The following is a 25,926-nucleotide window of genomic DNA, read 5'->3' as shown; positions in this document are numbered from 1 at the left end:
ATGCGCAGACAGCCCAAGCCCGGCAGGCGGCCTGACCTCGCGCTGGTCGTCATCGCGCGCAACGAGGCGGCCTGCATCGAGCGCTGCCTGCGCAGCGCCCGGCCCCATGTCGACCGCATGATCGTGCTCGACACGGGCTCGACCGACGCGACCGTCGCCATTGCCGAGGCCTGCGGCGCGCAGGTCCGCCATTTCACCTGGGTCGACGATTTTTCCGCCGCCCGGAATGCCGCGCTGCAATTCGCCGATGCCGACTGGAACCTGGTGATGGACGCAGACGAGTGGCTGGAGAGCGGCGCCGGCGAACTGCGCGAAGCCTGCACGTTCGGCCCCCTGCTCGGGGTGGTCTGCATCCAGAGCCTGGACGATGCCGGCGGCGCGACGCAGCGGACCAACACCTGGATTCCGCGCCTGCTGCCGCGCGGCGTCCGCTACCAGGGCCGCGTCCACGAGCAGCCGGTCGCGTCGCTGCGGCGCGTGCGGCTGCCGCTGGTGTTCGGCCACGACGGCTACGTCAGCGCCAAGCTGGAAAAGAAGCGCGGCCGCAATGCCGCGCTGCTGCACGCGGAGCTGGCCGATCGCCCGGACGATCCCTATGTCCTGTACCAACTGGGCAAGGAAACGGAAATCAACGGCAAGGACCCGGCACAAGCCGCCGACCTGTATGCGCAGGCCGCTGCCGGCGCGCCGGCCAACGCGCCCTATCGGCACGACGCCTGCATCCGCCTGCTGCTGTGCCTGAGGCAATCGGGCCGGCTCGACGAGGCGATCACCCGCGCCGGCGAGTGGATGGACACATGGGCCGCATCGCCCGATTACTTCTTCGTGCTCGGGCACCTCATGTTCGATGCGGCGCTCAGGCACCCCGCCCAGGCCGCGGAGCACTGGCTGCCGATGGCGGAGCACGCCTTCCTGCGCTGCCTGGCCATCGGCGACCAGCCGAAACTCGACGACAGCGTCTTCGGACGCGGCAGCTTCGCCGCGGCCGAGAACCTGGCCGTCGTCTACCGGGCCCTGAACCAGCCCCTGAAAGCCGACGAATACCAGGCGCTGTCGCAGCGCCTGAAGGCGGACCCGGCCGCGCGCTGACGGCGCCGATCGCAGCCCCGGCAATCATCCTGCGGTCCCCTTCATCGACAGCGTCGCCCGCCAGGTGGCGGCCACGGCGCTTGTTGCGCCGGCGCACGGCGGGTGCGCCTATTTGCATGCGGTCCGTGGCAATATTGACATCCCATTGAATAGACCACGGTCGCGCATCAGCCGCTCGCGGGCGGCTTCGCGGCAAGCACCGCGACGCGAGCCGCGACCCTCTCCGGGAGTCTTCCGTGACCGACGCGCTGGCGCTCGATCAGCAGCTTTGCTTTCCCCTGTATGCCGCCGGCCACCTGCTGACCCGGCTGTACCGTCCGTTGCTCGACGAGCTCGGGCTGACCTATCCGCAATACCTGGTGATGCTGGCCTGCTGGCAGCAGGCGCCGTGCGCGGTGGGCGACCTCGGCCGCACGCTGTACCTGGACACCGGCACGCTGACGCCGCTGCTCAAGCGGCTGGAAGAACAGGGGCTGGTGACCCGCACCCGCGACCGCGACGACCAGCGCCGCGTGGTGATCGAACTGACGGAAGCCGGCCGGGGGCTGCGCGAACGCGCAGTCAAAGTGCCGGATGCGCTGGTGTGCCGGATTCCGCTCGAACCCGGCGAAATCGGCGCCACGCGGGATGTGCTGCGCAAGCTGCTGGATGCGCTGGCAGTCGCGGACGACCGCGCGTAGCGGCCGGCCCGCAATCAAACATTTCGCTGGATCTAGAAGCGCGCCATGCTGCCGTAGGCCAGGCTGGCGTTGCTGGCGCGGCGCGCCGTGTCGATGCGCTTCTGCAGGCGGTCGAGCCTGGGATGCACCACGGCCCGCACACGCGCATCGTCTTCGAGAATGCGCACGAGCAGCGCGCGCTTGCGCTCGAGATCCGCGTGCGACAGCGGCGGATGGGGCTCGGAGCGACGCAGCATCTCGACGTAGGTCGCGCTTTCGCGCTCGAGCGTGCTGACGACTTCCCAGTTGCCCACATCGGCCGCGGCGACCATCTCGGCGGTCAGCCGTGCGATGGCTTCATAGCAAATGAACAGGCTTTCGCTGTCCTTGATCGGTAGGTTCCGGAACATGATGGCTCCAGTTGAGTTGGGCCGGAATCGATGACGTGGTAGCTACGCGGTCAACCGCTTCAACTCACGACACTCAGATGGCCTGCGACGACACCAGGCTTGCCGATCTCGCTCCAGGCTTCCTGCAACGGCGCCAGCAAACGATCGACTTCTTCCAGGATCGCCACATCGTTGGTCGCGTTGGCCAGCAACAGCCGACGCAGCATGTAATCGTACAGCGTGTCGAGCTGCGTGGCGATTTCGCCGCCGCGCTCGCGGTCCAGGCTGGCCTGCAGGCCCTGGCCGATGATCGAGATGACCTTGTCGAAGGCGCGCAGCCTGACCAGCACATCGCCGCGCTGCATGGCGGCCGACGCCAGGCTGATGGCGGCGCGCGCCGCTTCGAACAGCATGGCGATCAGCCGGTGCGGGCTGGCGTCCACCACGGACGTTTCAACGCCGACTTGTGCGTAGGCACCGATGGCACGGTGTGCTGCGTACATGGAAGAATCCTCGCTTGGGGCTCGTTAAGGGGTCGAGAATTGGCCAGAGGCGCTCAAGATCAGCTGCTGCTCGACGACGTCTGCTTCGCGATGGCCGCCAGCTGCGTGGTCAGATAGGTGCTGGTATTCGTCATGCTGGCCACCAGGGCAGACAGCGTGTTGAACTGCGTGTAGTACAGCGCCTCTTTGGCGCTCAGTTGTGTCTGCATGGTGCTGATCCGGCTCGCCAGCGACGTCAGCGAGTTGTTGATGGAGTCGGTCTCGTTCTGCACCATGCCGGTGGAGGACAGCAGGCTCGTCATCACCGTGTTGAGCTGCGCGGCATAGCCACGCTGCACGGTCACGGTACCGCGGCTGCCGACCGCGCCGCCAGCCACCTTCACGGTCAGGCCGTCGACCGCCGTGCCGGTGGCGCCGTACAGGTTCTGGCCCGACCCGGTTGCCGCCACACCGTTGATGGTGCCCTGCACATCCTGGCCGGTCACCGAGGTCGGGCTGCTGCCCACCAGCGACGAAGCGCCGTTGCCCGAGATCGAGACGTTCGACGTCGAGCCGTACTGGCTGGATGTGAACGTCAGCACGCCGCTGGAGTCCGCCGCCACGGAGGCCGTGATCCCGGCGTTCTGCAAACCGGTCGAGGCGTTGAGCTGACTCTGGATCTGTGCCGCCAGGCTCGAGGCCGTGTAGCTGCCGGCCGGCACCGTGATATTGGTGGTGATGTTGCTGACGGTAATCGCCAGCGTGTCGTTCGCGCCCTGCGTGATCGTCGTATTGGCCGCCGCCGAGCCTTTCAGCGAGCCCTGCGTGGCCAGTTGCGTCACGTTGACGGCGTAGGTGCCCGCCTGGGTCGAATCCGAGAAGCTCGGCACCGACACCAGCGCATCCGTGGCCGTGCCGGCGCCCGCGAACAGGCTCGCCACCTGGCTGGGCGATGCGGCGATCGCGGCCGACAGCTTGGTGTCGTCGATCGACAGCGTGCCGTCCGAACCCATTGTCACGCCGATGCTGCCCATCGACTGATAGGTGCCCGAGCCGATGGCTTGGCCGAGCACATCGGTAATCTGGTTGATCAGCGTCTTGGTGCTGACGTCGCTCGCCAGCGCACCGTTGTTGGCGCTGTTGCTGGTATCGATGTTGGTGAGCGAGTTCAGCGAAATGCGCAGCGCGTTGTAGGCCTTGACGAAATTGACCACGCCGGTGGTGGTGGACGTCGAGTCGTTGGCGACCGAGACCGTCGTGCTGCCGGTCTTGGACAACGTCAGCGAGGTCCCATCGACCACGTTCGACAGCGTGTTGGTCGGGCTCTGCACGGCAATGCCATTGATGGTCGCCTGGGCATTCTGGCCCGTGGTGACTTCGCTCATGTTCTGCGTGCCGGCCGGATCGTTCGACAGCAGCGAGGCCAGGGTCGAATCGCCCGACACCGAGATCTTCATCTCCGAGCTGGAGCCGCCCGCCGTGGAGGTCAGCACCAGACGGTTGGGCGTGCTGCTGCCATCGTTGACGATGCTGGCCGACACGCCCAGGTTGGCCGAATTGATCGCATCGCGAATGCCGGCCAGGGTGTTGTTCGACGAATTGATGGTGATCGAACCGCCGGTCAGGTTGCCGTTCTGCGTGAACGTCGCGCCGGTGTACTTGCCGTTGGACAGCGTGCCACCCGACACGGTGCCGAACTGGAACGAAATCGTGGTCGATGCGCCGCTGCCGATGGCCGCGGTGGTCGAGGTCTGCCCCTGCGCCGCCAGGACCTGCGATTGCGCAAGCTGGGTCACATTGACGGCGTAGGTGCCCGACGGGGCCGAGCTCGTCACCGAGGCGCTCAGGATCGAGGTGTCATAGCCGCTCGCCTTCATCGAGGTGAAGCCCGACAGCGAGGTCAGGCTTGAGAGCGCGGACTGAAAGGTGGAGAGCGAACTCTTGAGCGTGCCCACCGCGGACAGCTGTGCCTGATATGACGTTTGCGTACTCTGCAGCAGCGTCAGCGGCTGGCTTTCCACACTCATCAGCTTGGTGACCAGCGTGGAGACATCGATGCTCGTGCCGATGCCCGGGAAGGAAATCGTCCCCGCGCTGGAGGTGCTGGTGGTGCTCGTGGTGCTCGTGGTGGTCGCCATGTCAAAAAGTCTCGTGAACGTCTGCGCCAGCGGGTGTTTCCACAATCAACGGCGGCGCCCGCCACTTCTTTAGCGCGTCATGCGGGAGAAACGCAAAATTGCGGGCGTTGCGCAAAAAGAAAGGCCGGCGCCCCCGAAGGAGCGCCGGCCTCGCCTCCGGCCGGTACCGGCCGGAAGTCATGCGGCCTTGCCGATTAGCCCTTCAGCAGGTTCAGAATGCTGTTGGGTGCCGAGTTGGCCTGCGCCAGCATGGCGGTACCCGCTTGCTGCAGGATGTTCTGGCGGGTCATGTTCGACGTTTCAGAAGCGTAGTCGGTATCGATCAGCGTCGACTTGGCGGCCGACAGGGCCGTGTTGTTCGACGTCAGCGTGTTGATGGTCGACGCCAGACCCGACTGCTGCGCACCCAGGCTGGCGCGGGCGGCCTTCAGGGAGGTCAGGTCGGTATCGATCGCGGCCTGGGCTGCGGTCGCGTTGGCAGCGCTGGTCACGCTCGTGCCGGTCAGCGTGCCGAAGGTCGACATGTTGACGTTGGTGACCGTGGTCACGTCCGTGGCTGCGTTCTGGCCATATTGGAAGGTCGTCGAAGCCACCGAGCCGTCGAACAGCTTGTTGCCGTTGTAGTTGGCGTTGGTTTCGATGTTCTTGTTGGCCGTTGCCAGCTGTTGGTATTCCTTGTCCAGGTTGGTCTGGTCGGCTGCCGACAGACCGCCGTTGTTGGATTCCACAGCCAGTTGGCGCATACGTTGCAGGTTGTTTTCAACCTGGCCCAGGTACGAGTCGGCCGTTTGCAGGTACGAGTTCGCACCGTTGGCGTTCTGAATACCTTGCGTTTGCGAGTTCAGGGTCGTGGTCAGGCTGCTGGATGCCGCGTAGGCCGCAGAATCATCCTGCGCGCTGTTCACACGCAGACCGGTCGACAGGCGCTGCAGCGACTTTTGCAGAGCGGACTGCGATTGCGACAGGGCTTGCTGCGTTTGCAGGGACGAGATGTTGGTATTGAGGCTGAGGGACATGACGGCTCCTAAATTTCCCGATGAAGTGTTGCCCGATGAATACTTGTTCCGGCTAGGCCAGGCAACGTGACCTGCAACTTGAAGGGGACCAGGTCTGCGTTGTACTCAGGTTATCGGTGGCCGCCGGAGAAAGTTTAGGGTCGCCTTGACAATTTTGTGCGCCGGCGGCGGATTGCCCCGCCGGACGGGCCCTCCACCGAAAGAGACGCCCGACCATCTTCTTGCCGGGAGGCCCCTCGGCTATACTCGGTCCACAAACAAGGCGCCCGTCTTCCGACGCATCGGATGAACACAGAGCGCCGCCGCACAGTGCACAGACGGGGAGTTGCAACGCTGCCGGCCCGCCCGGCAACAAGAGCTCGAACGAGCCTATCCCGACCGCAACACCCGCCATGCTGAACGTCCTCATCGTCGAACCGCACGATATCGCCCGTACGGGCCTGCGCCAGATCCTGAAGGATTCGCGCCTGGCCCGGCAGATCGAAGCCGTACCGGATTTATCCGGAAACCCGGGCCTGCTCGACCAGCGCGAGTGGGACGTCCTGCTGTTTTCCGTCGAATCGGCCAGCGGCGACGAGTTCCAGACCATCAAGGCGGTCCGCCAGCAGCACGCGCGCCTGGCGGTGCTGGCGATGGGCCGCCACCCGGAGGCGCTGCTCGCCGTGCGCGCGCTCAAGGCCGGCGCCTCCGGCTACCTGCCGATGAACGCCACCCAGCCGCAGCTGCTGGCGGCCGTCAACGCCATCTCCAAGGGCAAGAAATACCTGCCCCCGGACCTGGTCGAAGTGCTGGCCGACAACCTGAACGTGGATTGGGACAAGCCGCGCCATGACGTGCTGTCCGACCGCGAATTCCAGACGCTGCGCATGCTGGGCTCGGGCCGCACGCTGGGCGAGATCGCCGACGCGCTGCAGATCAGCGCCAAGACGGTCAGCGTGTACCGTGGGCGCGTCCTGGCGAAGATGAGGCTGCGCAACAACGCGGAGCTGACCATGTACGTCGTCAGCAACGGGCTCCAGCTGTAGCCGCGGTTACAGCGGCAGGAAACCCGGCCGCGCCGCGCCGTAGCGCCGCTCGTGCTCGCGCACGAGGTCGTGCATGGCGGCCGGCTCCAGCGGCCGCGTCAGCAGGTAGCCCTGGTACTCGTCGCAACCGATCTCGCTCAGGAATTCGAGCTGCCCGGCGGTCTCCACGCCCTCGGCCACGGTCTTCATGCCCATCGCCTGCGCCATCATGATGATGGCCCGGGTGATGGCCGCGCGTTCGGCCACGTGGGGCAGGTCCTGCACGAACGAGCGGTCGATCTTGAGGGTATCGATCGGGAAGCGGTGCAGATAGGACAGCGACGAATACCCCGTGCCGAAATCGTCCAGCGCCAGGGACACGCCCAGTGCCCGCAGCTCGGTCAGCAGCGTGTGCAGCGACGGATCATCGCGGATCAGGATGCCTTCGGTCATCTCCAGCTCGACGGCCTCGCCCGGCAGGCCGCTGCTCGTCAGCGCGCCCCGCACCATGCCGCTCAGCTGGCCGGAGCTGAACGCCTGCCCCGACAGGTTGATCGACATGCGCAGGTGCGGCAGCCCGATGCGGCGCCAGCGCGCCAGCTGGTCGCAGGCGGCGCGCAGGATCCAGCGGTCGATCTCGACGATCAGGCCGGTCTCTTCGGCATCCTGGATGAACTGGCCGGGCATCAGGCGCCCGAAATCGGTGGAATTCCAGCGGATCAGCGCCTCTACCCCGACGATGCGGCCGGTGCGGACGTCCACCCGCGGCTGGTAGTTGGCGTAGAACTCATTGCGGTCGCTGGCGCGGCGCAGGCCCGATTCGATGCGGAAGCGCCGCGAGACGCGGTCGTCCAGGTCGCTGGTGAAGGTCTGGAAGTTGTTGCGGCCGCGCTCCTTGGCCAGGTACATGGCGGCGTCGGCCTTGCGCAGCAGCGTGTTGGGGTCGTCGCCGTCGTGCGGCGCCACGGCGATGCCGATCGACACGCCCAGGAACAGCTCCTGCCCGTCGATATGGAACGGCGCGCCGATGGCCGCCAGGATGCGCTCGGCCACGCGGCGCGTGCCCGTGCCGTCGAGCGACTCCAGCATGACGACGAATTCGTCGCCGCCCAGGCGGGCCACGGTGTCGGCCTCGCGGGCGCAGGCCTGCAGGCGGGCGGCCACCTCGCGCAGGAGCTGGTCGCCGAACTGGTGGCCCAGCGTGTCGTTGACGTTCTTGAAGCGGTCCAGGTCGAGGAACATCACGGACACGCGCGAGCGGTTGCGCCGCGCCAGCGCCAGCGCGTGCTCCAGCCGGTCTTCCAGCGCGCAGCGGTTCAGCAGGCCGGTCAGCGTATCGTGCGTGGCCAGGTGGCGGATGCGCTGCTGCGCCTCGCGGATCTGCGTGATGTCGACCAGCGACACCAGCACGGCATAGGGCTGCGCGTGGCGGGCCGCGGGCGCGGCCGTCATCGGCTCGCCGGCCTCGGCATACAGCGGCGTCCAGTTGGTGGAAACCCACACGGTGCGCCCGTCCAGGCAGCGCATGCCGAAGATCTGGTTGAGCTGGGGCTGGCCCTGGGCCAGCACCTCGCCGTCCGGCCAGTCGACCTCGCGGATGGGGGTATCGAACTCGTCGATGGCCGATGCCACCACCTCCGGCAGCCGCATGCCGACCAGCGCGTCGAGCGGCACGCCCAGCAGGCGCGCCGCGCTCGGGTTGGCATAGGTGATCCGGCGCTGCCCATCGCACACCAGGAGCCCCTCGGTCAGCGCGTTGACCATCGACAGCAGGTCCAGCTTCGCGCACGCGCCGGGCGGCCCGGCCTGCGCGGGGCAAGCGGCGGGCAGTCCGCCCCATGCGTCCGGACTGGCCGGACTGACGGGCGCGGAGACGGCGCGGGCGGAAAGAGGCGACGGGTTCAAGGCGGCTTCCGGCAAATGTGGCGCCGGGCGGCCCGGCGATCCTGTGTTGAAAGCTAAAACGGCAGGCGGCGGCAAATCTTTCGGGCCGGCACCGCATTCGGTGCGCAGCGCCCGGCGCCATGCGATTTCCCGCCCCGGAAAGTGCCTGTTGCAACACCTGCGGCGACCGGCGATCCGACTGTCCGGCGTCCGCAAACCCCCGAGATGAACGGGATTGACCGCGTTTCTTACTGGAATGAGGTGGACGCGGCTGCGGAAGAATGCCATCCGAGAACCCGACCCTGCCCAGCCCGTTCCGGCCGGGAGGGCCAATCCCCCCCATTCGTCGAGTAATCCCCATGGCCGAAGCTGCTGCCGCCAATACCGCTCCCGCCCCCGCGAAGGGCGGCTCCACCAAGCTGCTGCTGATCATCCTGATCGTGCTCGTGCTGATCGGCATGGGCGGCGCCGCCGCATGGTTCTTCCTGGGCGGCGGCAGCCACGCCGCCAGCCCGGCCGCCCCGCCCAAGCCGAAGGAGCCGGTCTTCGTGCCCATGGAAACGCTCACCGTCAACCTGCAGCCCGAGGAAGGCAACGACCGCTACCTGCAGATCGCCATCACCTTCAAGAGCTACAACAAGCACGCCGAAGAGGAAATCAAGTCCTACACGCCCGAGCTGCGCAGCCGCGTGCTGATGCTGCTGTCGTCCAAGGCGCCCGCCGAGCTGTATTCCAACGAAGGCAAGGCCAAGCTGGCCAAGGAAATCGTCGAACAGTGCGAACAGGCCTACAAGGCGGTCGGCAAGGAATCGCCGGTGGTCGATGTCCTGTTCACCAACTTTGTGATCCAGTGACATGCTCAAGGAAGAGTTTCTTTCCCAGGAGGAGATCGACGCGCTCCTCAAGGGCGTCACCAACGAGGTCGACGAGGAACCGGCCGAGGCCGAAGCGGCGAGTGTACGCACTTACAACCTGGGCTCGCAGGAGCGCATCGTCCGCGGGCGCATGCCCACGCTGGAAATCATCAACGAGCGGTTCGCGCGCAACTGGCGCATGGGCCTGTTCAACTTCCTGCGGCGCAACGCGGAGATCTCCGTCGGGCCAGTGAAGGTCCAGAAGTACAGCGAATTCATCCGCAACCTGGTCGTGCCGGCCGCCATCAACCTGGTGCACGTCAAGCCGCTGCGCGGCACGGCGCTGTTCGTGTTCGACCCGAACCTGATCTTCATCGTGGTCGACCACCTGTTCGGCGGCGACGGCCGCTTCCACATGCGCGTGGAGGGCCGCGATTTCACCCAGGTGGAGCAGCGCATCATCCAGCGCATGCTTCAGCTGATGTTCGAGCACTACGGCAAGGCCTGGCAGCCGATCTACCCGATCGAGTTCGAGCCCCTGCGCATGGAAATGCACACGGAATTCGCCAACGTGGCCACCCCCAACGAGGTGGTGGTCTCGACGCGCTTCAGCATGGAGCTCGGCAGCAACGGCGGCGACGTGCATGTCTGCATGCCGTACACCATGATCGAGCCGATCCGCGATCTGCTCACCAGTGCCATCCAGGGCGAAGCGCTGGAAGTGGACAAGCGCTGGGTGCGGCTGCTGTCGCAGCAGGTGCAGACCGCCGAGGTGGAGGTGGTGGCGCATCTGGCCAACGCCAACGTGCATGTGTCCGACATCCTCAACATGAAGGTGGGCGATGTGGTCCCGATCGAGCTGGACGACAGCGTCACCGCCAGGGTGGACGGCGTGCCCGTCATGGAATGCGCGTACGGCACCTTCAACGGCCAATACGCGCTGCGCGTCAACCGCATGCTGAACATGAATGGCAGCGAACCTGCCCCGGAGCCAGAAAATGACAAGTGAATCGACCCAACCCAACCAGGCCGCCGGCGCCGACGATTTCGATGCCGAGATGACGATGGAAGAGGCGATGGCGCTGGAAGCCGCCCAGCGCGCGGCCGCCGCACCGGCGCCCGCGCCCGCGGCCGAGCCGGACAACCCCCTCAGCTCGGTCTTCAAGCCGCTGATGCCCGGCGAAAAAACCACGGCGGCAGCGCCGCGCAACGATATCGACATGATCCTCGATATCCCCGTGCAGCTGACGGTGGAACTGGGCCGCACCAAGGTGCCCATCAAGAACCTGCTGCAGTTGGCACAGGGTTCGGTGGTCGAGCTCGACGCCCTGGCCGGCGAGCCGATGGACGTGCTGGTCAACGGCTACCTGATCGCCCAGGGCGAAGTGGTGGTGGTCAACGAGAAGTTCGGCATCCGCCTGACCGACATCATCACGCCGTCCGAGCGCATCCGCAAACTCAACCGCTAAGCCGTCAAGCCTGACGCACCTGCACAGCCAACGCTCCCCCCGGGCAACGTGTCGAGATGAATCACGCAGTCGATTGGGCCCGCACCTTCGGCGGGCTGCTCATAGTGCTTGCCATGATCGTGGCGGCCGGCTGGCTGCTGCGCAAGCTGCAGCAGCGCGCGGGCATGGGCCCCGCCGGGCGCCGCAGCCAGGTGCTGTCCGTGGTGGCCCAGCAGATGCTGGGCGCGCGCGAAAAAGTGGTGGTGGTGGAGGTGCAGGGCACGTGGCTGGTGCTGGGCGTCACGCAGCAGCACGTCCAGACGCTGCACACCCTGCCGCGCCCGGCCGATGCCGGCGCGCCCGTGGCCGATGATCCGCCCACCCACGACACCCACGGCGGCAAGCCGCCCGCCTTTGCCGATGCGCTGGCGCTGCAGATCAAGCGCCGCCTGACGGGGAAGCCGCAATGAAGCTGTCCGCCCTTCTGCGTCCGCTGGCCGCGCTCGCCCTGCTGTGCGCCGCGCCCGCCGTGTTCGCGCAGGCCCAGCCCGGCCTGCCGCTGCTGACCGGCACCGCCGGCGGCCAGAGCTATTCGCTGCCGGTCCAGACGCTGGTCTTCCTGACCTCGCTCGGCTTCCTGCCGGCCATCCTGCTGATGATGAGCAGCTTCACGCGCATCATCATCGTGCTGTCGCTGCTGCGCCATGCGCTGGGCACGCAGACCACGCCGCCCAACCAGGTGCTGATCGGCCTGGCGCTGTTCCTGACCTTCTTCGTGATGTCGCCGGTGCTGGACAAGGTCTACACCGATGCCTACCTGCCGCTGCGCGACAGCAAGATCTCCGTGGAGCAGGCGCTCGACACCGCCGCCACGCCGCTGCGCCAGTTCATGCTCAAGCAGACCCGCGAGCCCGATCTCGCCCTGTTCGCCAAGATGGGCAACCTGCCGCCCATCGCCAGCCCGGACCAGGTGCCGATGCGCGCGCTGATCCCGGCCTTCGTCACCAGCGAGCTGAAGACCGCGTTCCAGATCGGCTTCGCCATCTTCATCCCGTTCCTGGTGATCGATATCGTGGTGGCGGCGGTGCTGATGTCGATGGGGATGATGATGGTCACGCCGTCCATCTTCTCGCTGCCGTTCAAGATCATGCTGTTCGTGCTGGTGGACGGCTGGCATCTGCTGCTGGGGTCGCTGGCCCAGAGCTTCACGCAATAGCCATAGGAAACGCCCCATGACACCCGAATACGTGCTGAACATGGCCCGCCAGGCCATGCAGGTCGCCATGATGATCGGCGCGCCGATGCTGCTGGTGTCGCTCATCGTCGGCCTGCTGGTGGCGGTGTTCCAGGCCGCCACCCAGCTCAACGAGCAGACGCTGTCGTTCATCCCCAAGCTGCTGGCCGTGGCCGCCACCATGATCCTGGCCGGCCCGTGGGTCCTGGGCGTGATCGTCGACTACACGCGCGACGTGCTCACCAATATCCCGAACTACGTCAACTGACGGCCACGCCACCGTGACGCACCGCCCATGATCCAGTTCACCGCCGCCCAGCTCAACGGCTGGATCGCCCTGTACTGGTGGCCGCTGGTGCGCGTGCTGGCCTTCATCGCGGTGGCGCCGCCGTTTGCCAACACGGAGATCCCGACCTCGATCAAGGTGGCCTTCGGCGTGGTGCTGACGGTGGCCCTGGCGCCGATGCTGCCGGTGCCGGCCGGCATCTCCGTCGGCTCGTACGAAGGGCTGTGGATCACCCTGCTGCAGGTGGCGATCGGCATGGCGCTCGGCGTCTGCGTGCAGATGGTGTTTGCCGCCATCAGCGGCGCCGGCGAGCTGATGTCGATCCAGATCGGCCTGGGCTTCGCGACCCTGCTCGACCCGCAGCAGACCGAGAGCAGCCTGCTGCTCGGCCGCTTCATCAGCCTGACCGCCATCACCGCCTTCATTGCCGGCGACGGCCACCTGGTGCTGATGCACGCCCTGTTCGACAGTTTCACCGTGCTGCCGGTGTCCGCCGCTCCGCTCGCGGGCGGCGGCTGGCAGACGCTGGCCGGCGGCGGCGCCGCGGTCTTTGCGCTGGCCGTGCGCATCGCCCTGCCGATCATCGCCATCATGATGGTCGTCAACCTGGCCTTTGCGGTGCTGTCGCGCACGGCCCAGGCGCTCAACCCGTTCGCCGTGGGCATCGCCGCCACGCTGGTGGTCGGGCTGATGCTGGTGATGGTGATGATGACCTCGCTGGCGCCCGTGGTGGAGCGCTCGGTGATGAATGCGCTGGAACTGGGCGGACGGGCGTTCGGGCAATTCGGCACCCGATGATCTGCCTGCCCCAAACACGAAAATCAGGCGCTCCCTCACCCAATTGAGGGGTGACACGGGGAAAAACCGGCGCCCCTCTTGAGAACATTCCAACCGCAATCGACACCGGCCCTGCGGATCCATGGAGATTCGTCGCGCACACGAGACGCGCAAGCGCGAACGGTTGTTTCGGACAGCGGTTCTTCAGTATGATTCGGCCCGGGGTGGGAGAATCGACCGTCTTTAGCAGGCATTAACGGATCGCAACAAGCGAGTCCGGGCATTCCCCCGAGTCATAAAACAAATAGAGCTGATGGGATGCCGGCCAGTCACGCATAGCCTGTGATCGCCGCTTCGCCGCTGCACGCTTTTCGCGATCGTCAGCGATGCTCCAATGCGCGAACACCGATATGCCCGATTTGCACTGGACAATTCCGGTTGCTCGCTGGTCTTGCTGGCTTGGCAGTGAATCAGAATCGAAGTCTCCGGATATCAGCTTTATCGAGCCGATCGTCCGGCGGCGTTTGAGTTCGCTCTCTAAAAGCGCGCTGAAAGTTGCGCACGACTGCGCCGCCGATTTGCCGGAAGTCCGCGTTGTCTTTGCATCGCGGCATGGCGAGCTGCGCCGCTCGACCAGCGTCCTGGATGACATCGGCAATGCCGAGCCGGTTTCGCCCACGGCATTCAGCCTGTCCGTACTGAATGCCATGAGCGGGATTTTCAGCATTGCGCGCCGCGACAACGCCGCCGCCACGGCGATATCGGCCGGCCCCGGCACGCTTGGCTGGGCGCTGCTGGAAGCCTACGCGCAGTATGTGTCCGATCCCGGCTCCCCGGTATTGCTGGTCTATGCCGACGAACCCGCGGACCCGCGCTACGGCGTCATCGACGATGAAATCACGGAAGGCGCGCTTGCCATCCTGCTGGACGCCTCCGCATCGGCCATGCTCGACTGCTCGCGCGACACGGCATGCAGCCGTCCTGCCACTCGCCTTCGTACGCAAAGCGAAGCCGTGCTGCACTGCCTGCGATCACGGACATCGGGCGCCTGGGAGCACCCTGATGGCGCGTGGCAATGGCATTGGCGCGAGGGCGCATGGCAAGCCGACTGAAAACCGCCCTCAACCGGGGATGGCGCTTGCTGGCGACGGGCTTCGGCTTCCTGGTTTTCGGCATATGCGGGCTGCTGTTTTCCGTCGCCGTGTTCCCGCTCGTTTGGCTGTGGCCGCATCGCGCGTCGCGCCAGCGTGCCGTCACGACCGTCATTCACCGGTTCTTCCAGGCGCTGGTGCGCATGCTCGACTGGCTGGGCGTGATGACGCTCGAAGTGCAGGGTGCATCGGCGTTGCGCTCGGGCGGGCCAGCCATCGTGGTGGCCAATCATCCGACCTACCTTGACGTCATGGTGCTGCTGTCGCTCACGCCATCGGCATGCTGCGTGGTCAAGAACGCCCACTGGGGCAATCCATGCTTCTGGGGCATCGTGCGCGCGGCCGAATACGTCAGCAACGCGGACCCGACGGCACTGGTCGAGGCAGGCGCACGGCAACTGGCCGCCGGCTACACCATGATCATCTTCCCCGAGGGCACGCGCAGCCCGGGGCAGGACCGGCTGCATCCGTTCTCGCGCGGTTTCGCCCACATGGCCCTGAGCGCGGCGGTGCCCATTGTGCCGGTGCTCATGGATTGCGATCCCCCCGCTTTCACCAAGACGATGCGCTGGTATCACATCCCGCCGCGACGCATGCGCATGCGCATCGCCGTCCTCGACCCCATCCGTATCGGGCAGTACGCAGCCCCGGATACCCCGCCCGCAGTGGCAGCGCGCACGCTGACCGCAGGTGTCGAGACCCAGATCACAGACCACTTGTACCAATATGGATTCTTTAAAGCTCGAAATTAAGCGGCTCCTGATCGAGACGCTCGATCTGGAGGATATGACGCCGGCGGATATCGACGACGACGCGCCTCTTTTTGACACCAACGGCATCGGCCTGGATTCCATCGACGCATTGGAAATCGGTATCGCACTGCGCAAGCAGTATCAGCTGACCATCGCCGCCGATGACCAGCGCACGCGCGAATACTTCCGCTCGGTCAGCACATTGGCCGCGCTGGTCCAGAGCCACCAATAACACCAACACGCACCACCGCTGGAACGGGAGAACATCACGTGACCGAAACCGAAATCCTGGAACGCATCCGCTCCATTTTCCAAGAGAACTTCGCCATCGACCCGGCACGCGTCACGCCCGAGGCGCACCTGTTCGAAGAACTCGACCTCGACAGCATCGACGCCGTCGATCTGGCCATCAAACTGCAGGAAATGACCGGGCGCCGCATCAAACCGGAAGAGTTCAAATCGGTCCGCACGGTTGGCGACGTCATCGGCGCGGTCCAATCGCTGCTCGCGGCCTGAACGGATGCAGGCGACACCTCCCTCCCGTGCGCGGTGGCCACGCCATGCGGCCAACGTTGTCCTGAAGCTGGCGTATCCGGCAGTCATCCTCTGCGCCTGGCACATTGGCGCTCCCCGCTATGTCGGCATCGTCCTGCTCGCGCTGCTATGGGTCCAGCGATGGATCGGAACAGGCAGCGCAACCGCGCGCTTGCGGGTACTCACCCGGCTCGATTGGGCGCTTGCCGGGCTGTTGACCTGCGGCTCGGCGGCGATCGCCATCACCGACAGTGAAACCCTGCTGCGCCTGTATCCCGTCATGGTGAATACGGCATTGCTGCTCACGTTTGGCGCGACGCTACGCCATGGCCCCTCGATGGTCGAGAAGTTTGCCCGCCTGCGCACGCCCGAGCTGCCCCCGCGCGCCGTCCGGTACACCCGCCACGTCACGCAGGTATGGTGCGGCTTCTTTGCCGTCAACGCACTGATCGCCGCGCTCGTTGCGCTGTATGGGTCGCGGCAGGCCTGGGCACTCTACAACGGCGCCATTGCCTATGCACTGGTCTGCCTGCTGATCGTCGGGGAAATCGCTTACCGCAACCTGGTCGTCCGCCCCCATGCCTCCGGCACGGAGGCGGCATGATCGCATTGCACACGTTACTGTGCGCCGATACGCCCGACGATACCCCGGTCTGCTTCGACGAAACGACGACCATGACGCGCGGCATGTTCCGCGCGCATGTAGCGGCCTGCATCGCGGCATGGTCGGACCGCCCAGCAAACCGCTATGCGCTGTGCATCGACGACCCGTTCGCGTTCGCCTGCGCCCTGTTCGCGCTGCTGGCAAGCGGCAAGGCGGTCGTCATTCCGGCCAGCTCGGCCCCCGCTTATCTTGCCTCCATCGCGGATGCCTATGACAGCGCCCTCACCGACGGCGACATGGAAGGCATCATCAGCCAGGCTGCCCAGCCGCCGGGGGCAGCATTGCTCCGGCCGATCGCGCCCCATGCACCCATCACGCTCTACACATCCGGCAGCAGCGCGGCGCCCAAGGCCATCCATAAAACGCTTGCCCAGTTCGATGCCGAGGTCCGGACACTCGAAGACCATTGGGGTGAATGGATCGGCCCCGGCGCCATTCTGGCGAGCGTTCCGCACCATCATATCTACGGCCTGCTGTTCCGGATTTTCTGGCCGCTCGCGTCAGGGCGGGCATTCGGCAGACGGACGTATGCCGAGCCGCATGCACTGCAAACCGCGCTGACCCGGCGCGAAACCGCAGCGATCGTGTCGAGCCCGGCACAACTCGCGCGATGGCCGTCGCTGCCGGGCTTCGACACCTTGTCGCCATTGCCCGCTGCTGTGTTTTCCTCGGGCGGCCCGCTGGACGAAGCCGCCGCCGCAACCTTTGCATCGGCCCACGGCACGGCGCCGACCGAAATCTACGGAAGCACGGAGACGGGCGGCATCGCCTGGCGCCGCCGCAACGAATCGGACGCATGGCAGGCCTTCGCCAACGTCGCCGTCCGGCGCGAAGCGGATGGCGCGCTGAGCGTGCGCTCGCCGCATCTGGGCCACCCCGACTGGCTCCGGACCGACGATGCCGCCGAGTTCGATGACGCGGGACGTTTCCGTCTGCGCGGTCGCATGGACCGCATCGTCAAGCTGGACGGCAAGCGTGTCTCGCTGCCGGAAATCGAAAACTGGCTGGGCTTGCATCCCTATGTCGCGCAATCTGCCGCGGTCTTGCTGCCGGGCGCCTCGCGAGAGCGGCTCGGCGTCCTGTCGGCGCTGACGTCCGCAGGCGTGGAGGCACTGCGCCAGCACGGCCGGATCGGCCTCGCGAAGACCTTGCGCCGCCATCTCGCCACCTATGTCGCCCCGACCCTCATCCCGCGCAAATGGCGCTTCCGGATGAGCCTGCCGGTCGATGCGCGCGGCAAGCTGCCGGCCGCCACGGTTGCTGCCAGCTTTGCCGCCGGCCGGAAGGGGTTCGAGATGCTCTCGCACGTCCGCGACGCAGAAGGCGACCACTACGAGCTTCGCGTACCGCCCGAACTCGTCCACTTCCGCGGGCACTTTCCAGGCCTGCCGATCCTGCCCGGCGTGGTGCTGGTGGATTGGATTGCCTGCCTTGCGGCGGAGCTGGCCGACTCCACGCGAAGCATCCGGTCCATTGATCAGCTGAAATTCATGGCCCCCGTACCGCCGGCCGCCCTGGTGTCCGTGCAACTGGCGCACGAGCCGCAGCGATACCGCGTACGGTTCCGCGCCAGGCTCGGCACGCGGGAGTGCGCGTCCGGCGCGCTCGTCTATCGGGAGGCCGACTGATCGTGCGCCCTTGCATTGTCATTCCCATCTATAACCACAAGGACGTGATCGGCCTGACGGTCGCCCGCCTGGTCACGCACGGGCTGCCGATCTTCATCGTCGATGACGGCAGCGACGCGCCCACCCAGGCTGTCCTGGCAGCGCTGGCCGGGCAACACGCGGGCTGCGTCACGCTGCTGCGGTTGCCCGTGAACGGCGGCAAGGGCGCGGCGGTCATGGCCGGCCTGCGCGCAGCCCGATCGGACGGCTTCACGCATGCCTTGCAGATCGACGCCGATGGGCAGCACGATGCCGCCGACGTCCCGACGTTCATGGATGCCGCGCGGGACCACCCCGACGCGGTCATCCTGGGGCAACCGGTCTATGACGCAACCGTGCCCAAGGCGCGGCTCTATGGCCGCTACCTCACGCATGCATGGGTGTGGATCGAAACGCTGTCGTTCGACATCCGTGATTCGATGTGCGGCTTCCGGGTCTATCCGCTGGCGCTCGCGTGCGCGCTGATCGATGAGGTGGCGCTGCCGACGCGGATGGATTTCGACATCGAGATCCTGGTGCGGCTGCACTGGCGCCGCACCCGCTTCGTCGCCATCCCGACGCGCGTGACCTATGCGGCCGACGGCGTCTCGCACTTCGACGTACTGTGGGACAACATCCGCATCAGCCAAAGCCACATGCGGCTTGTCGCAGGCATGCTGGTCCGGCTGCCGCTGCTGCTGGCCAACAAGGCCAGGCCAAGGCAGCGCGCCGACCAGGCGGCCGCCGGCAAGGCGCACTGGTGGCGCATCGCGGAACGCGGCAGCCAGTTGGGCATGCGGTTGCTCGCCCTGAGCTGCCGGCTGCTGGGGACGCGGATCACGGCGCTGTGGCTCTATCCGATCGTCGCCTATTTCCTGCTCACCGGCCGGGCCGCCCGCCAGGCTTCGCGGCAGTACTTCGAGCGGCTGGCGGCAGCCTCTGCGCAGGATCGCACCCCGGCACCGGGCTGGCGTAGCGCGTACCGGCACATGATCGCCTTCGCGCAATCCGGCCTGGACAAGCTGGCGGCATGGTCGGGGCATGTTTCCCCGCATCGGGTGCGATTCGACGACCCGGCACCGTTCGAAGCGCTGATGGCAAGCGGACGCGGCGCGCTGGTCATCGGCGCCCATCTCGGCAACCTGGAGATGACGCGTGCGCTGGCAACGCGCCATGGCCAGGTCAAGGTCACCGCCGTCGTCTACATCGAACATGCCCGGCGCTTCAATCGTGTCCTCGCGGGTGCACACCCCGAGTTCGCGACGCACCTGCTCGAGGTCAGTGATTTCGGCCCGGCCACGGCCATGCGGATGCAGGAACGCATCGACGCGGGCGAACTGCTCGTGATCGTGGGAGACCGGGTGCCCGCGACGGAAATGGGCCGTACCGTCGAGGCGACCTTCCTGGGCGCCCCCGCGCGTTTCGCGCAGGGCCCCTACATCCTTGCCCATGCCCTCGGCTGCCCGGTCTATCTGTTCTTCTGTCTGAAGACGCGGCAAGACTACACGCTGTACTTCGAACCCTTTGCCGAGCGGATCGAACTGCCGCGCCACGCGCGCGCGACGCATCTGGCGACGCTCGCGCAACGCTACGCCAGCCGGCTGGAGCACCATTGCCGCAAGGCCCCATTCCAATGGTTCAATTTCTTCGATTTCTGGGCACGCCCCAAAAAGGACGCCCATGGCTGAACACGATCTGATGCCGGCCGCAATCACCCGGCCGCGCCCCGCGCCGATCCGCTTCGGCGATTGCCATCTGTCCATCGAAGCGGTCGTCGCCATCGCGCGACGGCAGGCAACGGTTGCCCTGAACGGCGACGAGGCATGGCGGGATCGCATCGAACGCGGTGCCCGCTTCCTGCAGGAGCAGTTGGCACAGGGCGCAACGGTCTACGGCGTCAATACCGGATACGGCGACGCCTGCGAAATCAGCGTTCCACCGGCCTTGGTGCAAGCGCTGCCGCTGCAGCTCACGCGCTACCACGGTTGCGGGATGGGGCGCTACCTGGCCCCGTCCGAAACGCTGGCCGTCATCGCGGCGCGGCTGAACTCGCTGGCCCATGGCTATTCGGGCGTGCGTTATACGCTGCTGCAACGCCTGGCCGACCTGATCAACCACGACATCCTGCCGCGCATTCCGGCGGAGGGTTCGGTGGGCGCCAGCGGCGACCTCACACCGCTGTCCTATGTCGCCGCGGCGCTGGTGGGCGAGCGCGACGTCCTGTTCGATGGCAAGGTGCGGGCAGCCAGCGATGTATGGCGGGCGCTGGGGCATTCCCCTTTCGAGCTGGCGCCCAAGGAGGGGCTGGCGCTGATGAACGGCACGGCGGTGATGACGGGGCTTGCCTGCCTGGCCTACGCCCGCGCCGAGCACCTGATCCGCCTGGCGACCCGCCTGACGGCGCTGGCCACGGTCGCGCTCGACGGCCGCTCCGGACACTTCGACGCGACCATCTTCCAAGCCAAGCCCCATGCCGGACAGGCCGATGTCGCCGCGTGGCTGCGCGAAGACCTGGCCGGCTGGGACGACACCGGCGGACACCGGCTGCAGGACCGCTACTCGATCCGCTGCGCGCCGCACGTGATCGGCGTGGCGCAAGACGCGATGTCCTGGATCCGGCGCGATATCGAAAACGAGCTCAACAGCGCCAACGATAATCCGCTCATCGATCCGGATGCCCGGCGCATCCTCCATGGCGGCAACTTCTACGGCGGCCACATCGCCTTTGCGATGGATGCCCTGAAGACGGCCATCGCCAACCTGGCCGACCTGATGGACCGCCAGCTTGCGCTGCTCGTGGACGACCGGTACAGCAACGGGCTACCGCGCGGCCTGTCCGGCGCATCCCCGGATCGGGCTCCGATCAATCACGGATTCAAGGCAATCCAGATCTCGGTCTCCGCCTGGACCGCGGAGGCGCTCAAGCACACCATGCCCGCCAGCGTGTTTTCCCGCTCGACGGAATCGCACAACCAGGACAAGGTCAGCATGGGCACGATCGCTGCGCGCGACTGCCTGCGCGTGCTCGAACTGACGGAGCAGGTCGCGGCGGCGCACACGCTGGCCACGGCGCAGGCAGTACGGCTGCGTGCCGGGCTCGATGCCGCGCTGGCGATTCCGCCCGCGGTGCGGGCCTTTGTCGAGCGCGTCACGGCGCTGTCCGAAGCGGTGACCGAAGATCGGCCTCTTGAGATGGACCTGCGCCGCCTGACCGCGTGCATTGAGCACGGCTCGCTCCTGGCTGACGAACCCGGAGGGCAATCATGACCCGGCCTGAGCGCGCGCCCCTGTCGGCAAGCGCCCGTATCGAGGTGCCCTTCCATGATGTCGACGCCATGGCTGTCTGCTGGCACGGCCACTACCTCAAATATTTCGAGATCGGCCGCGCCGCCCTGCTGCGCGCCTTCGATTACGACTACCCGGAAATGCGCGCTTCCGGCTACCTCTGGCCGGTCGTCGAAGCCCATCTGAAATACATCAGGCCGGCCACGTACGGCCAGCGGATCGAGGTCCGCGCCACCTTGATCGAGTACGAGAACCGATTGAAGATCGGCTATGAGATCGCGGACCGCGCCTCCGGCCAGCGGCTCACGAAAGGGCACACCATCCAGGTCGCGGTCTGCGCGGCAACGTCGGAACTGCAGTTCGTCTCGCCCGCGGTGGTGTTCGAGAAGGTGGAGCGCGCATGGGCCGATTGATGCTCGCGCTGCTGCTGGCCAGCGCCGCTGCCTTGGCGAATCCCGTCCTGGCGGACGACACGCGCGACAGTACCGTGGTCTCCCAGGTCGCGGCGCAGTTGGGACGGGCCCGCGGTGTGCGCGCCCGCTTCACGCAGACGCAAACGCTGCGGTCCATGCAAAGGCCGCTGGTCAGCACCGGCACCCTGCTGTTCTCGCGCGAACGCGGCGTCATCTGGCAGATCGAGCAGCCCCTGCGCCTGACCTACGTGGTCACCGAAGCCGGCGTCAGGACCCTGGACGCGGCCGGCAAACCGGTGCCGGGCAGCCAGCGCAACGCAGCCGGCATCGCCCAGGTTTCGCGCATGATGCGCGCCATGCTCGGTGGCGACCTGTCTGCCATGTACTCGCAGTTCGACGTGGCGGCGCAGGGCACGCCCGCACACTGGCGCCTGCGCCTGACCCCGACGCAGCCTCAGCTCGCCCAGGCGTTGCGCGGCCTGGACTTGCACGGGGACACCTATGTCCGCGGCATCACCATCCGCGCCGTCAGCGGCGACGAGACGCGTCTCGAATTCACCGACAGCGCCAGCGTCGATACCCTGAGCCCGGCAGAGCTTGCCTTGCTGGGAGCCTCTTGATGCCGGCCGCATTGACGCCTGCGCGCAACCTCCACCGATCCGCCTGGACGACCCGGTGTCTATGGCTGGCGATCGTGCTCTTCGCCGCGTGCTATTGCGGATGGCGCCTGCAGTCCGGCAGCGTGCTGCAGACCAACCTCCTGGCACTGCTGCCGGCAACCGAAGCCGACCCGCTCGCCGAACGGGCCGCCGACACACTGGCGGCTTCCATGGGAGACCGCGCGGTCTTCCTCGTCAGCAGCCGCGACGACCGGCAGGCCAAGGCCGCCGCCCGTCAACTGGGGGCACGCCTGGCACAGAGCGACGCGTTCCGCGCCGTCGTCGCCGAGCTGCCGCCGTTCGACGCCGCGCAGATCGCCCGCTTCTACCTGCCCTATCGGGCCGGCCTGCTCAATGCCGGCGACCGCGCAGCGCTGCAGAATCGATCGGCATCGCTGCCGGACCTGCTCGCGCAGCGGCTCTACAGCCCGCTGCGTACCGGCCTCGGAGCGCCGCTCGCCGACGACCCCTTCGGCTGGCTGGAGCACTGGCTGGCCGACCTGCCGCTCGCGTCGACCCGCCTGGAGATCGAGGACAACCTGCTGGTCTCCCATCAGGGCACGACGACCGGCGTCCTCGTCACCGGCGTCCTGCGCGACTCGGCGTACGAATCGCACACGCAAGCCGCCGTCAGGCAGGCCGTGGCAACAGCCCAGTCTGACCTGGCGCGAGCCTTTCCGGATGTCACGATGGCGCGCGCCGGCGCGGTGTTCTACGCGGACGCGGCGCGCACGGCATCCGAACGCGAACTCCATATCATCGGCATCGCCTCGACCTGTGGCATCGCGCTGCTCATGCTGTGGGTCTTCCGCTCATTGCGCGTGCTGCTGCTCGGTTTCGCCTCGACCGGCATCGGCACCCTGTGCGCCCTGGCCGCCACGATGGCCGCATTCGGCAAGCTGCATCTGCTCACCCTGATCTTCGGCGCCAGCCTGATCGGCGAGGCGGTGGATTATTCGATCCAGTACTTCGTCAATCATCGCGCTGTCGGTGGCATGCGAGACCCGTGGCGCAGCGCACGCGAGGTGCGTCCCGCGCTGACGGTGGCGCTGACAACCAGCCTGCTGGGCTATGCAACGCTCGTCTGGGTGCCGTTTCCGGCGTTGCGGCAGCTTGCGTGCTTTGCCATGGTCGGGATCGGCGCAGCGTTTCTGTCGGTCATCTTCCTCCTGCCGGCCTTGATGCCCCGACAATCCACGCAACCCGGGCGCACCCATGAACGTGCCGCGCGCTGGCTGGCAGCGTGGCATCACGCCATCTCGCACCGGCGCACCCCGCTGGTGCTGCTGCTCATTGCCGCCGGCGCGCTGCCGGGCTGGATGCGCCTGGGCAGCGATGACGATATCCACCTGCTGGTCCAGCGCGACGCCGCATTGTCCCGCCAGGAAGGGATCATCCGCAGCGCGATCGGGGTGGAAGGCGGGACGCAATTCTTCATGGTCAAGGGCAGCACGCCGGAGCAGGTATTGGAGCGCACGGAAGCACTGGACGAACAGCTCGCCGGACCGATCGGAGGGGCATTACTGCAAGGCCATCAATCGGTCACGCAATTTGTCCCGTCGGGACATCGCCAACAGCAGAACCGGACACTGCTGACCGAGCGGGTTCTCGGCGCCCCTCAAGGACTGCCCACGCTGCTCGCCCAAGCGGGGTTCCGGCCGGAGGTCGCAAGCGGCTATCTCAAGACCGTCACACAAACGGCGAACGCGCCGCTGACGGTCGATGATTGGCTCGCGATGCCCTGGTCGCAGCCCTACCGGCACCTGTGGCTCGGCCGGATGACCGATCCGGCCAGCCAAGCTCCGGTCTACGCCACCCTCGTCATCCCCATCGGCGCCACGGCCGCGCAACTGCCCGCCCTATCCTCGCTCGCGGACGGTACACAAGGGGTCCGTTTCGTCGACAAGGCGTCGAGCGTGGCACGGCTGTTTGCCGCCTACCGGACCGGCAGCGCCTGGTGGCTTGCCGGCGCGATGGCGCTGGTGCTCGGCCTGTTCTGCCTCCGATATGGCTGGCGGGCGGGCCTGCGCGTGACGCTGCCGGTGGTGTTTGCCATCGGCATCACCTTCTCGGCCTACGGATACGCAGGCATCCCCCTGAACCTGTTCCACTGGCTGGCGATGATGCTCGTGCTCGGCGTGGGCGCCAACTACGCCGTCTTCCTGCGGGAAGGCTGCATGCGCAACCACGCTGAAATCGGTGCCGTCTGGATCGGGGTCGCGCTGTCGGCAGCCACCACGCTGCTGACGTTCGGCCTGCTCGGGTCCAGCGCGATGCCGGTCCTGAGGAGCTTCGGCATGACACTGGCATCCGGCATCATCATCGCCGTGGCGCTGGCACCGCTCGGCATGCCTCGACCGGGAGCACAACGCACATGACCTCATCCACAACTTCTGTCTACCTGCACGCGTTGGGCATGATCAACGCGCTGGGAAACGACCTCGACACGATCGTCCGGGGTCTCGCGACAGGCAACTCGCCTGGCATGCGCGCCATCGATCGTCCGGGCGTCGGCCCAGCCATGGTCGGTCAGGTGCAGACCCCGCTCGAGTGCGCGCCGCCTGCGTCCCTGGCACGCTATGACTGCCGGAACAATCGGCTGCTGCTCGGCGCGCTGGCGCAGATCGGGCACGCACTCCGGACGGCATGTGAGCGGTATGGGCACCATCGCGTCGGTGTTGTCCTGGGCACCAGCACCTCCGGCGTGCAGGAAGCGGAAGCCGCGCTGCAATACAAGCGCACGCATCAGACCTTGCCGCAGGCGTTCGACTACCTCCAGATGGAAATCGGCACGCTCGCACCGTTTGCCGCTGCCGCGCTAGGTGTCAGCGGACCGGCCTTTACCATTTCCACCGCCTGCACTTCCAGCGCAAAGGCCTTCGCATCGGCCAGGCGCCTGCTCCGCCTGCGCCTGTGCGACGCGGTGGTGGTCGGAGGCGTGGATTCCCTGTGCGAGATGACGCTGCAGGGCTTCGGCTCGCTGGAGGCCACCTGCACCCAGCGCACCAACCCCATGAGCCGGAACCGGGCCGGAATCAACATCGGCGAGGGCGCGGCCGTGTTCCTGATGACGCGCGAGGAAGGGCCGGTGCGGCTGGCCGGGGCGGGCGAATCCAGTGACGCGCACCATATCTCGGCGCCGGACCCGACAGGCGCGGGCGCCGAACTGGCATTGCGGGCAGCCATGCGCGACGCCGGCATCGACGCCAGCGCCATCGGCTATGTCAACCTGCATGCAACCGCCACGCGAAAGAACGATGAAATGGAAGCACGCCTGATGGCACGCGTGTTTCCCGAGGGCGTACCGGCCAGCGGCACCAAACCGCTGACCGGCCATACGCTGGGCGCAGCCGGCGCGACAGAAGCGGGCTTTGCATGGCTCGCCCTCACCCGTGATGACCTCCCCCTGCCAAAGCATCGATGGGACGGCGAAGCCGATCCGGCACTGCCGCCGCTCGACCTGGTGGAAAATACGCGCCGCCTCGGCGCAGAACAGTACGCAATGAGCAATTCGTTCGCCTTTGGCGGCAGCAATGCCAGCCTGATCCTGGGTCGGGGATGA

The 25,926-nt window shown here is 66.8% G+C and carries 27 protein-coding genes; 22 read left to right on the top strand and 5 right to left on the bottom strand.

Features of this window, described 5'->3' with window-relative positions:
- Together GO999_RS23940 and GO999_RS23935 are read left to right on the top strand one after the other, a co-directional pair.
- Complete coding sequence (locus tag GO999_RS23940; protein WP_211906972.1) at nucleotides 1-1,089, top strand: glycosyltransferase family 2 protein; 1,089 nt, start codon at nucleotides 1-3, stop codon at nucleotides 1,087-1,089.
- A 236-nt stretch (nucleotides 1,090-1,325) separates the two neighbouring features.
- Entirely contained in the window at nucleotides 1,326-1,769 is a 444-nt protein-coding gene (locus GO999_RS23935; RefSeq protein WP_016727700.1) for a MarR family winged helix-turn-helix transcriptional regulator, read from the top strand.
- Nucleotides 1,770-1,801: 32 nt separating this feature from the next.
- Here the strand turns inward: GO999_RS23935 and fliT are convergent, their stop codons facing one another.
- The 4 genes from fliT to GO999_RS23915 all read right to left on the bottom strand — a co-directional run bounded on the left by fliT (nucleotide 1,802) and on the right by GO999_RS23915 (nucleotide 5,773).
- Nucleotides 1,802-2,158 (bottom strand): flagellar protein FliT, encoded by a 357-nt coding sequence (gene fliT / locus GO999_RS23930; protein WP_011003697.1) that lies wholly within the window; start codon nucleotides 2,156-2,158, stop codon nucleotides 1,802-1,804.
- Nucleotides 2,159-2,217: 59 nt separating this feature from the next.
- Nucleotides 2,218-2,640 (bottom strand): flagellar export chaperone FliS, encoded by a 423-nt coding sequence (fliS, locus tag GO999_RS23925; RefSeq protein ID WP_020829809.1) that lies wholly within the window; start codon nucleotides 2,638-2,640, stop codon nucleotides 2,218-2,220.
- Between the two features lie 59 nt (nucleotides 2,641-2,699).
- Complete coding sequence (gene fliD, locus GO999_RS23920; protein WP_016727701.1) at nucleotides 2,700-4,757, bottom strand: flagellar filament capping protein FliD; 2,058 nt, start codon at nucleotides 4,755-4,757, stop codon at nucleotides 2,700-2,702.
- Nucleotides 4,758-4,951: 194 nt separating this feature from the next.
- Nucleotides 4,952-5,773 carry a flagellin N-terminal helical domain-containing protein gene (locus GO999_RS23915; RefSeq protein ID WP_011003694.1) on the bottom strand — a complete coding sequence of 274 codons (822 nt, stop codon included), beginning with the start codon at nucleotides 5,771-5,773 and terminating at the stop codon, nucleotides 4,952-4,954.
- 392 nt (nucleotides 5,774-6,165) lie between these two features.
- Between GO999_RS23915 and GO999_RS23910 the strand changes: the two genes are divergently transcribed.
- A complete protein-coding gene (locus GO999_RS23910; RefSeq protein ID WP_011003693.1) occupies nucleotides 6,166-6,798 on the top strand; it encodes a LuxR C-terminal-related transcriptional regulator in 633 nt (210 codons plus the stop codon).
- 6 nt (nucleotides 6,799-6,804) lie between these two features.
- Here GO999_RS23910 and GO999_RS23905 read toward each other — a convergent pair whose 3' ends face one another.
- Nucleotides 6,805-8,541: a putative bifunctional diguanylate cyclase/phosphodiesterase gene (locus GO999_RS23905; RefSeq protein ID WP_011003692.1), complete on the bottom strand. Its 1,737-nt coding sequence runs from the start codon at nucleotides 8,539-8,541 to the stop codon at nucleotides 6,805-6,807.
- A 479-nt stretch (nucleotides 8,542-9,020) separates the two neighbouring features.
- Here GO999_RS23905 and fliL point away from each other — a divergent pair, with 479 nt between their 5' ends.
- From fliL to GO999_RS23810, 19 genes are all read left to right on the top strand, one after another.
- Nucleotides 9,021-9,515, top strand: coding sequence for a flagellar basal body-associated protein FliL (gene fliL / locus GO999_RS23900; protein WP_211906971.1), 495 nt, complete (start codon nucleotides 9,021-9,023; stop codon nucleotides 9,513-9,515).
- Between the two features lies 1 nt (nucleotide 9,516).
- Nucleotides 9,517-10,524: a flagellar motor switch protein FliM gene (fliM, locus tag GO999_RS23895; protein ID WP_011003690.1), complete on the top strand. Its 1,008-nt coding sequence runs from the start codon at nucleotides 9,517-9,519 to the stop codon at nucleotides 10,522-10,524.
- Complete coding sequence (fliN, locus tag GO999_RS23890) at nucleotides 10,514-10,984, top strand: flagellar motor switch protein FliN (RefSeq protein WP_011003689.1); 471 nt, start codon at nucleotides 10,514-10,516, stop codon at nucleotides 10,982-10,984. Before fliM ends, fliN begins: the two co-directional genes overlap by 11 nt.
- Before the next feature lie 56 nt (nucleotides 10,985-11,040).
- Complete coding sequence (gene fliO, locus GO999_RS23885) at nucleotides 11,041-11,433, top strand: flagellar biosynthetic protein FliO (RefSeq protein WP_011003688.1); 393 nt, start codon at nucleotides 11,041-11,043, stop codon at nucleotides 11,431-11,433.
- Complete coding sequence (gene fliP, locus GO999_RS23880; protein ID WP_011003687.1) at nucleotides 11,430-12,179, top strand: flagellar type III secretion system pore protein FliP; 750 nt, start codon at nucleotides 11,430-11,432, stop codon at nucleotides 12,177-12,179. The genes fliO and fliP overlap by 4 nt, the downstream gene beginning before the upstream one ends.
- A gap of 16 nt (nucleotides 12,180-12,195) precedes the next feature.
- Nucleotides 12,196-12,465, top strand: a complete 270-nt coding sequence (gene fliQ, locus GO999_RS23875) for a flagellar biosynthesis protein FliQ (RefSeq protein ID WP_011003686.1) — start codon at nucleotides 12,196-12,198, stop codon at nucleotides 12,463-12,465.
- Between the two features lie 27 nt (nucleotides 12,466-12,492).
- Nucleotides 12,493-13,281, top strand: coding sequence for a flagellar biosynthetic protein FliR (gene fliR / locus GO999_RS23870; RefSeq protein ID WP_019719148.1), 789 nt, complete (start codon nucleotides 12,493-12,495; stop codon nucleotides 13,279-13,281).
- A gap of 389 nt (nucleotides 13,282-13,670) precedes the next feature.
- Nucleotides 13,671-14,372, top strand: coding sequence for a beta-ketoacyl synthase chain length factor (locus GO999_RS23865; RefSeq protein WP_071011854.1), 702 nt, complete (start codon nucleotides 13,671-13,673; stop codon nucleotides 14,370-14,372).
- Complete coding sequence (locus tag GO999_RS23860; RefSeq protein ID WP_103026041.1) at nucleotides 14,369-15,163, top strand: lysophospholipid acyltransferase family protein; 795 nt, start codon at nucleotides 14,369-14,371, stop codon at nucleotides 15,161-15,163. Before GO999_RS23865 ends, GO999_RS23860 begins: the two co-directional genes overlap by 4 nt.
- Nucleotides 15,138-15,395, top strand: a complete 258-nt coding sequence (gene apeE, locus GO999_RS23855) for an ApeE family acyl carrier protein (protein ID WP_020829815.1) — start codon at nucleotides 15,138-15,140, stop codon at nucleotides 15,393-15,395. Before GO999_RS23860 ends, apeE begins: the two co-directional genes overlap by 26 nt.
- 38 nt (nucleotides 15,396-15,433) lie before the next feature.
- Nucleotides 15,434-15,679, top strand: coding sequence for an acyl carrier protein (locus GO999_RS23850; protein WP_011003681.1), 246 nt, complete (start codon nucleotides 15,434-15,436; stop codon nucleotides 15,677-15,679).
- A 4-nt stretch (nucleotides 15,680-15,683) separates the two neighbouring features.
- The gene (locus GO999_RS23845; RefSeq protein ID WP_165592107.1) at nucleotides 15,684-16,301 is read left to right on the top strand and encodes a COG4648 family protein; all 618 of its coding nucleotides are present in this window, start codon (nucleotides 15,684-15,686) and stop codon (nucleotides 16,299-16,301) included.
- Nucleotides 16,298-17,989 carry an ApeI family dehydratase gene (locus GO999_RS23840; protein WP_211906970.1) on the top strand — a complete coding sequence of 564 codons (1,692 nt, stop codon included), beginning with the start codon at nucleotides 16,298-16,300 and terminating at the stop codon, nucleotides 17,987-17,989. Before GO999_RS23845 ends, GO999_RS23840 begins: the two co-directional genes overlap by 4 nt.
- A complete protein-coding gene (locus GO999_RS23835) occupies nucleotides 17,986-19,695 on the top strand; it encodes a glycosyltransferase family 2 protein (RefSeq protein WP_211907215.1) in 1,710 nt (569 codons plus the stop codon). The genes GO999_RS23840 and GO999_RS23835 overlap by 4 nt, the downstream gene beginning before the upstream one ends.
- Nucleotides 19,688-21,274, top strand: a complete 1,587-nt coding sequence (locus GO999_RS23830) for an HAL/PAL/TAL family ammonia-lyase (RefSeq protein WP_211906969.1) — start codon at nucleotides 19,688-19,690, stop codon at nucleotides 21,272-21,274. Before GO999_RS23835 ends, GO999_RS23830 begins: the two co-directional genes overlap by 8 nt.
- Nucleotides 21,271-21,705 carry an acyl-CoA thioesterase gene (locus GO999_RS23825; protein WP_028854084.1) on the top strand — a complete coding sequence of 145 codons (435 nt, stop codon included), beginning with the start codon at nucleotides 21,271-21,273 and terminating at the stop codon, nucleotides 21,703-21,705. The genes GO999_RS23830 and GO999_RS23825 overlap by 4 nt, the downstream gene beginning before the upstream one ends.
- Entirely contained in the window at nucleotides 21,693-22,325 is a 633-nt protein-coding gene (gene apeL, locus GO999_RS23820) for an ApeL family LolA-like protein (protein WP_028861432.1), read from the top strand. The genes GO999_RS23825 and apeL overlap by 13 nt, the downstream gene beginning before the upstream one ends.
- Nucleotides 22,325-24,742, top strand: a complete 2,418-nt coding sequence (gene apeM, locus GO999_RS23815) for an ApeM family transporter (protein ID WP_211906968.1) — start codon at nucleotides 22,325-22,327, stop codon at nucleotides 24,740-24,742. Before apeL ends, apeM begins: the two co-directional genes overlap by 1 nt.
- Complete coding sequence (locus GO999_RS23810; protein WP_071011849.1) at nucleotides 24,739-25,926, top strand: beta-ketoacyl-[acyl-carrier-protein] synthase family protein; 1,188 nt, start codon at nucleotides 24,739-24,741, stop codon at nucleotides 25,924-25,926. Before apeM ends, GO999_RS23810 begins: the two co-directional genes overlap by 4 nt.

It is taken from the genome of Ralstonia nicotianae (assembly GCF_018243235.1).
Lineage (GTDB): Bacteria > Pseudomonadota > Gammaproteobacteria > Burkholderiales > Burkholderiaceae > Ralstonia > Ralstonia nicotianae.
The sequence above is the reverse complement of the archived record's forward strand: the minus strand, read 5'-3'. Positions and strand labels throughout refer to the sequence as shown.

What these genes read in the sequence shown, in the direction of transcription:
- GO999_RS23910 (WP_011003693.1), top strand. Translation starts at nt 6,166, where the DNA reads ATGCTGAACGTCCTCATCGTCGAACCGCACGATATCGCCCGTACGGGC.
- GO999_RS23810 (WP_071011849.1), top strand. Translation starts at nt 24,739, where the DNA reads ATGACCTCATCCACAACTTCTGTCTACCTGCACGCGTTGGGCATGATC.
- GO999_RS23830 (WP_211906969.1), top strand. Translation starts at nt 19,688, where the DNA reads ATGGCTGAACACGATCTGATGCCGGCCGCAATCACCCGGCCGCGCCCC.
- apeM (WP_211906968.1), top strand. Translation starts at nt 22,325, where the DNA reads ATGCCGGCCGCATTGACGCCTGCGCGCAACCTCCACCGATCCGCCTGG.
- fliP (WP_011003687.1), top strand. Translation starts at nt 11,430, where the DNA reads ATGAAGCTGTCCGCCCTTCTGCGTCCGCTGGCCGCGCTCGCCCTGCTG.
- GO999_RS23825 (WP_028854084.1), top strand. Translation starts at nt 21,271, where the DNA reads ATGACCCGGCCTGAGCGCGCGCCCCTGTCGGCAAGCGCCCGTATCGAG.
- GO999_RS23905 (WP_011003692.1), bottom strand. Translation starts at nt 8,541, where the DNA reads ATGGTCAACGCGCTGACCGAGGGGCTCCTGGTGTGCGATGGGCAGCGC.
- GO999_RS23840 (WP_211906970.1), top strand. Translation starts at nt 16,298, where the DNA reads ATGATCGCATTGCACACGTTACTGTGCGCCGATACGCCCGACGATACC.
- apeL (WP_028861432.1), top strand. Translation starts at nt 21,693, where the DNA reads ATGGGCCGATTGATGCTCGCGCTGCTGCTGGCCAGCGCCGCTGCCTTG.
- fliR (WP_019719148.1), top strand. Translation starts at nt 12,493, where the DNA reads ATGATCCAGTTCACCGCCGCCCAGCTCAACGGCTGGATCGCCCTGTAC.
- GO999_RS23845 (WP_165592107.1), top strand. Translation starts at nt 15,684, where the DNA reads ATGCAGGCGACACCTCCCTCCCGTGCGCGGTGGCCACGCCATGCGGCC.
- fliD (WP_016727701.1), bottom strand. Translation starts at nt 4,757, where the DNA reads ATGGCGACCACCACGAGCACCACGAGCACCACCAGCACCTCCAGCGCG.
- GO999_RS23940 (WP_211906972.1), top strand. Translation starts at nt 1, where the DNA reads ATGCGCAGACAGCCCAAGCCCGGCAGGCGGCCTGACCTCGCGCTGGTC.
- fliN (WP_011003689.1), top strand. Translation starts at nt 10,514, where the DNA reads ATGACAAGTGAATCGACCCAACCCAACCAGGCCGCCGGCGCCGACGAT.
- fliO (WP_011003688.1), top strand. Translation starts at nt 11,041, where the DNA reads ATGAATCACGCAGTCGATTGGGCCCGCACCTTCGGCGGGCTGCTCATA.
- fliS (WP_020829809.1), bottom strand. Translation starts at nt 2,640, where the DNA reads ATGTACGCAGCACACCGTGCCATCGGTGCCTACGCACAAGTCGGCGTT.
- fliM (WP_011003690.1), top strand. Translation starts at nt 9,517, where the DNA reads ATGCTCAAGGAAGAGTTTCTTTCCCAGGAGGAGATCGACGCGCTCCTC.
- GO999_RS23865 (WP_071011854.1), top strand. Translation starts at nt 13,671, where the DNA reads ATGCCCGATTTGCACTGGACAATTCCGGTTGCTCGCTGGTCTTGCTGG.
- GO999_RS23915 (WP_011003694.1), bottom strand. Translation starts at nt 5,773, where the DNA reads ATGTCCCTCAGCCTCAATACCAACATCTCGTCCCTGCAAACGCAGCAA.
- fliL (WP_211906971.1), top strand. Translation starts at nt 9,021, where the DNA reads ATGGCCGAAGCTGCTGCCGCCAATACCGCTCCCGCCCCCGCGAAGGGC.
- fliT (WP_011003697.1), bottom strand. Translation starts at nt 2,158, where the DNA reads ATGTTCCGGAACCTACCGATCAAGGACAGCGAAAGCCTGTTCATTTGC.
- apeE (WP_020829815.1), top strand. Translation starts at nt 15,138, where the DNA reads ATGGATTCTTTAAAGCTCGAAATTAAGCGGCTCCTGATCGAGACGCTC.
- fliQ (WP_011003686.1), top strand. Translation starts at nt 12,196, where the DNA reads ATGACACCCGAATACGTGCTGAACATGGCCCGCCAGGCCATGCAGGTC.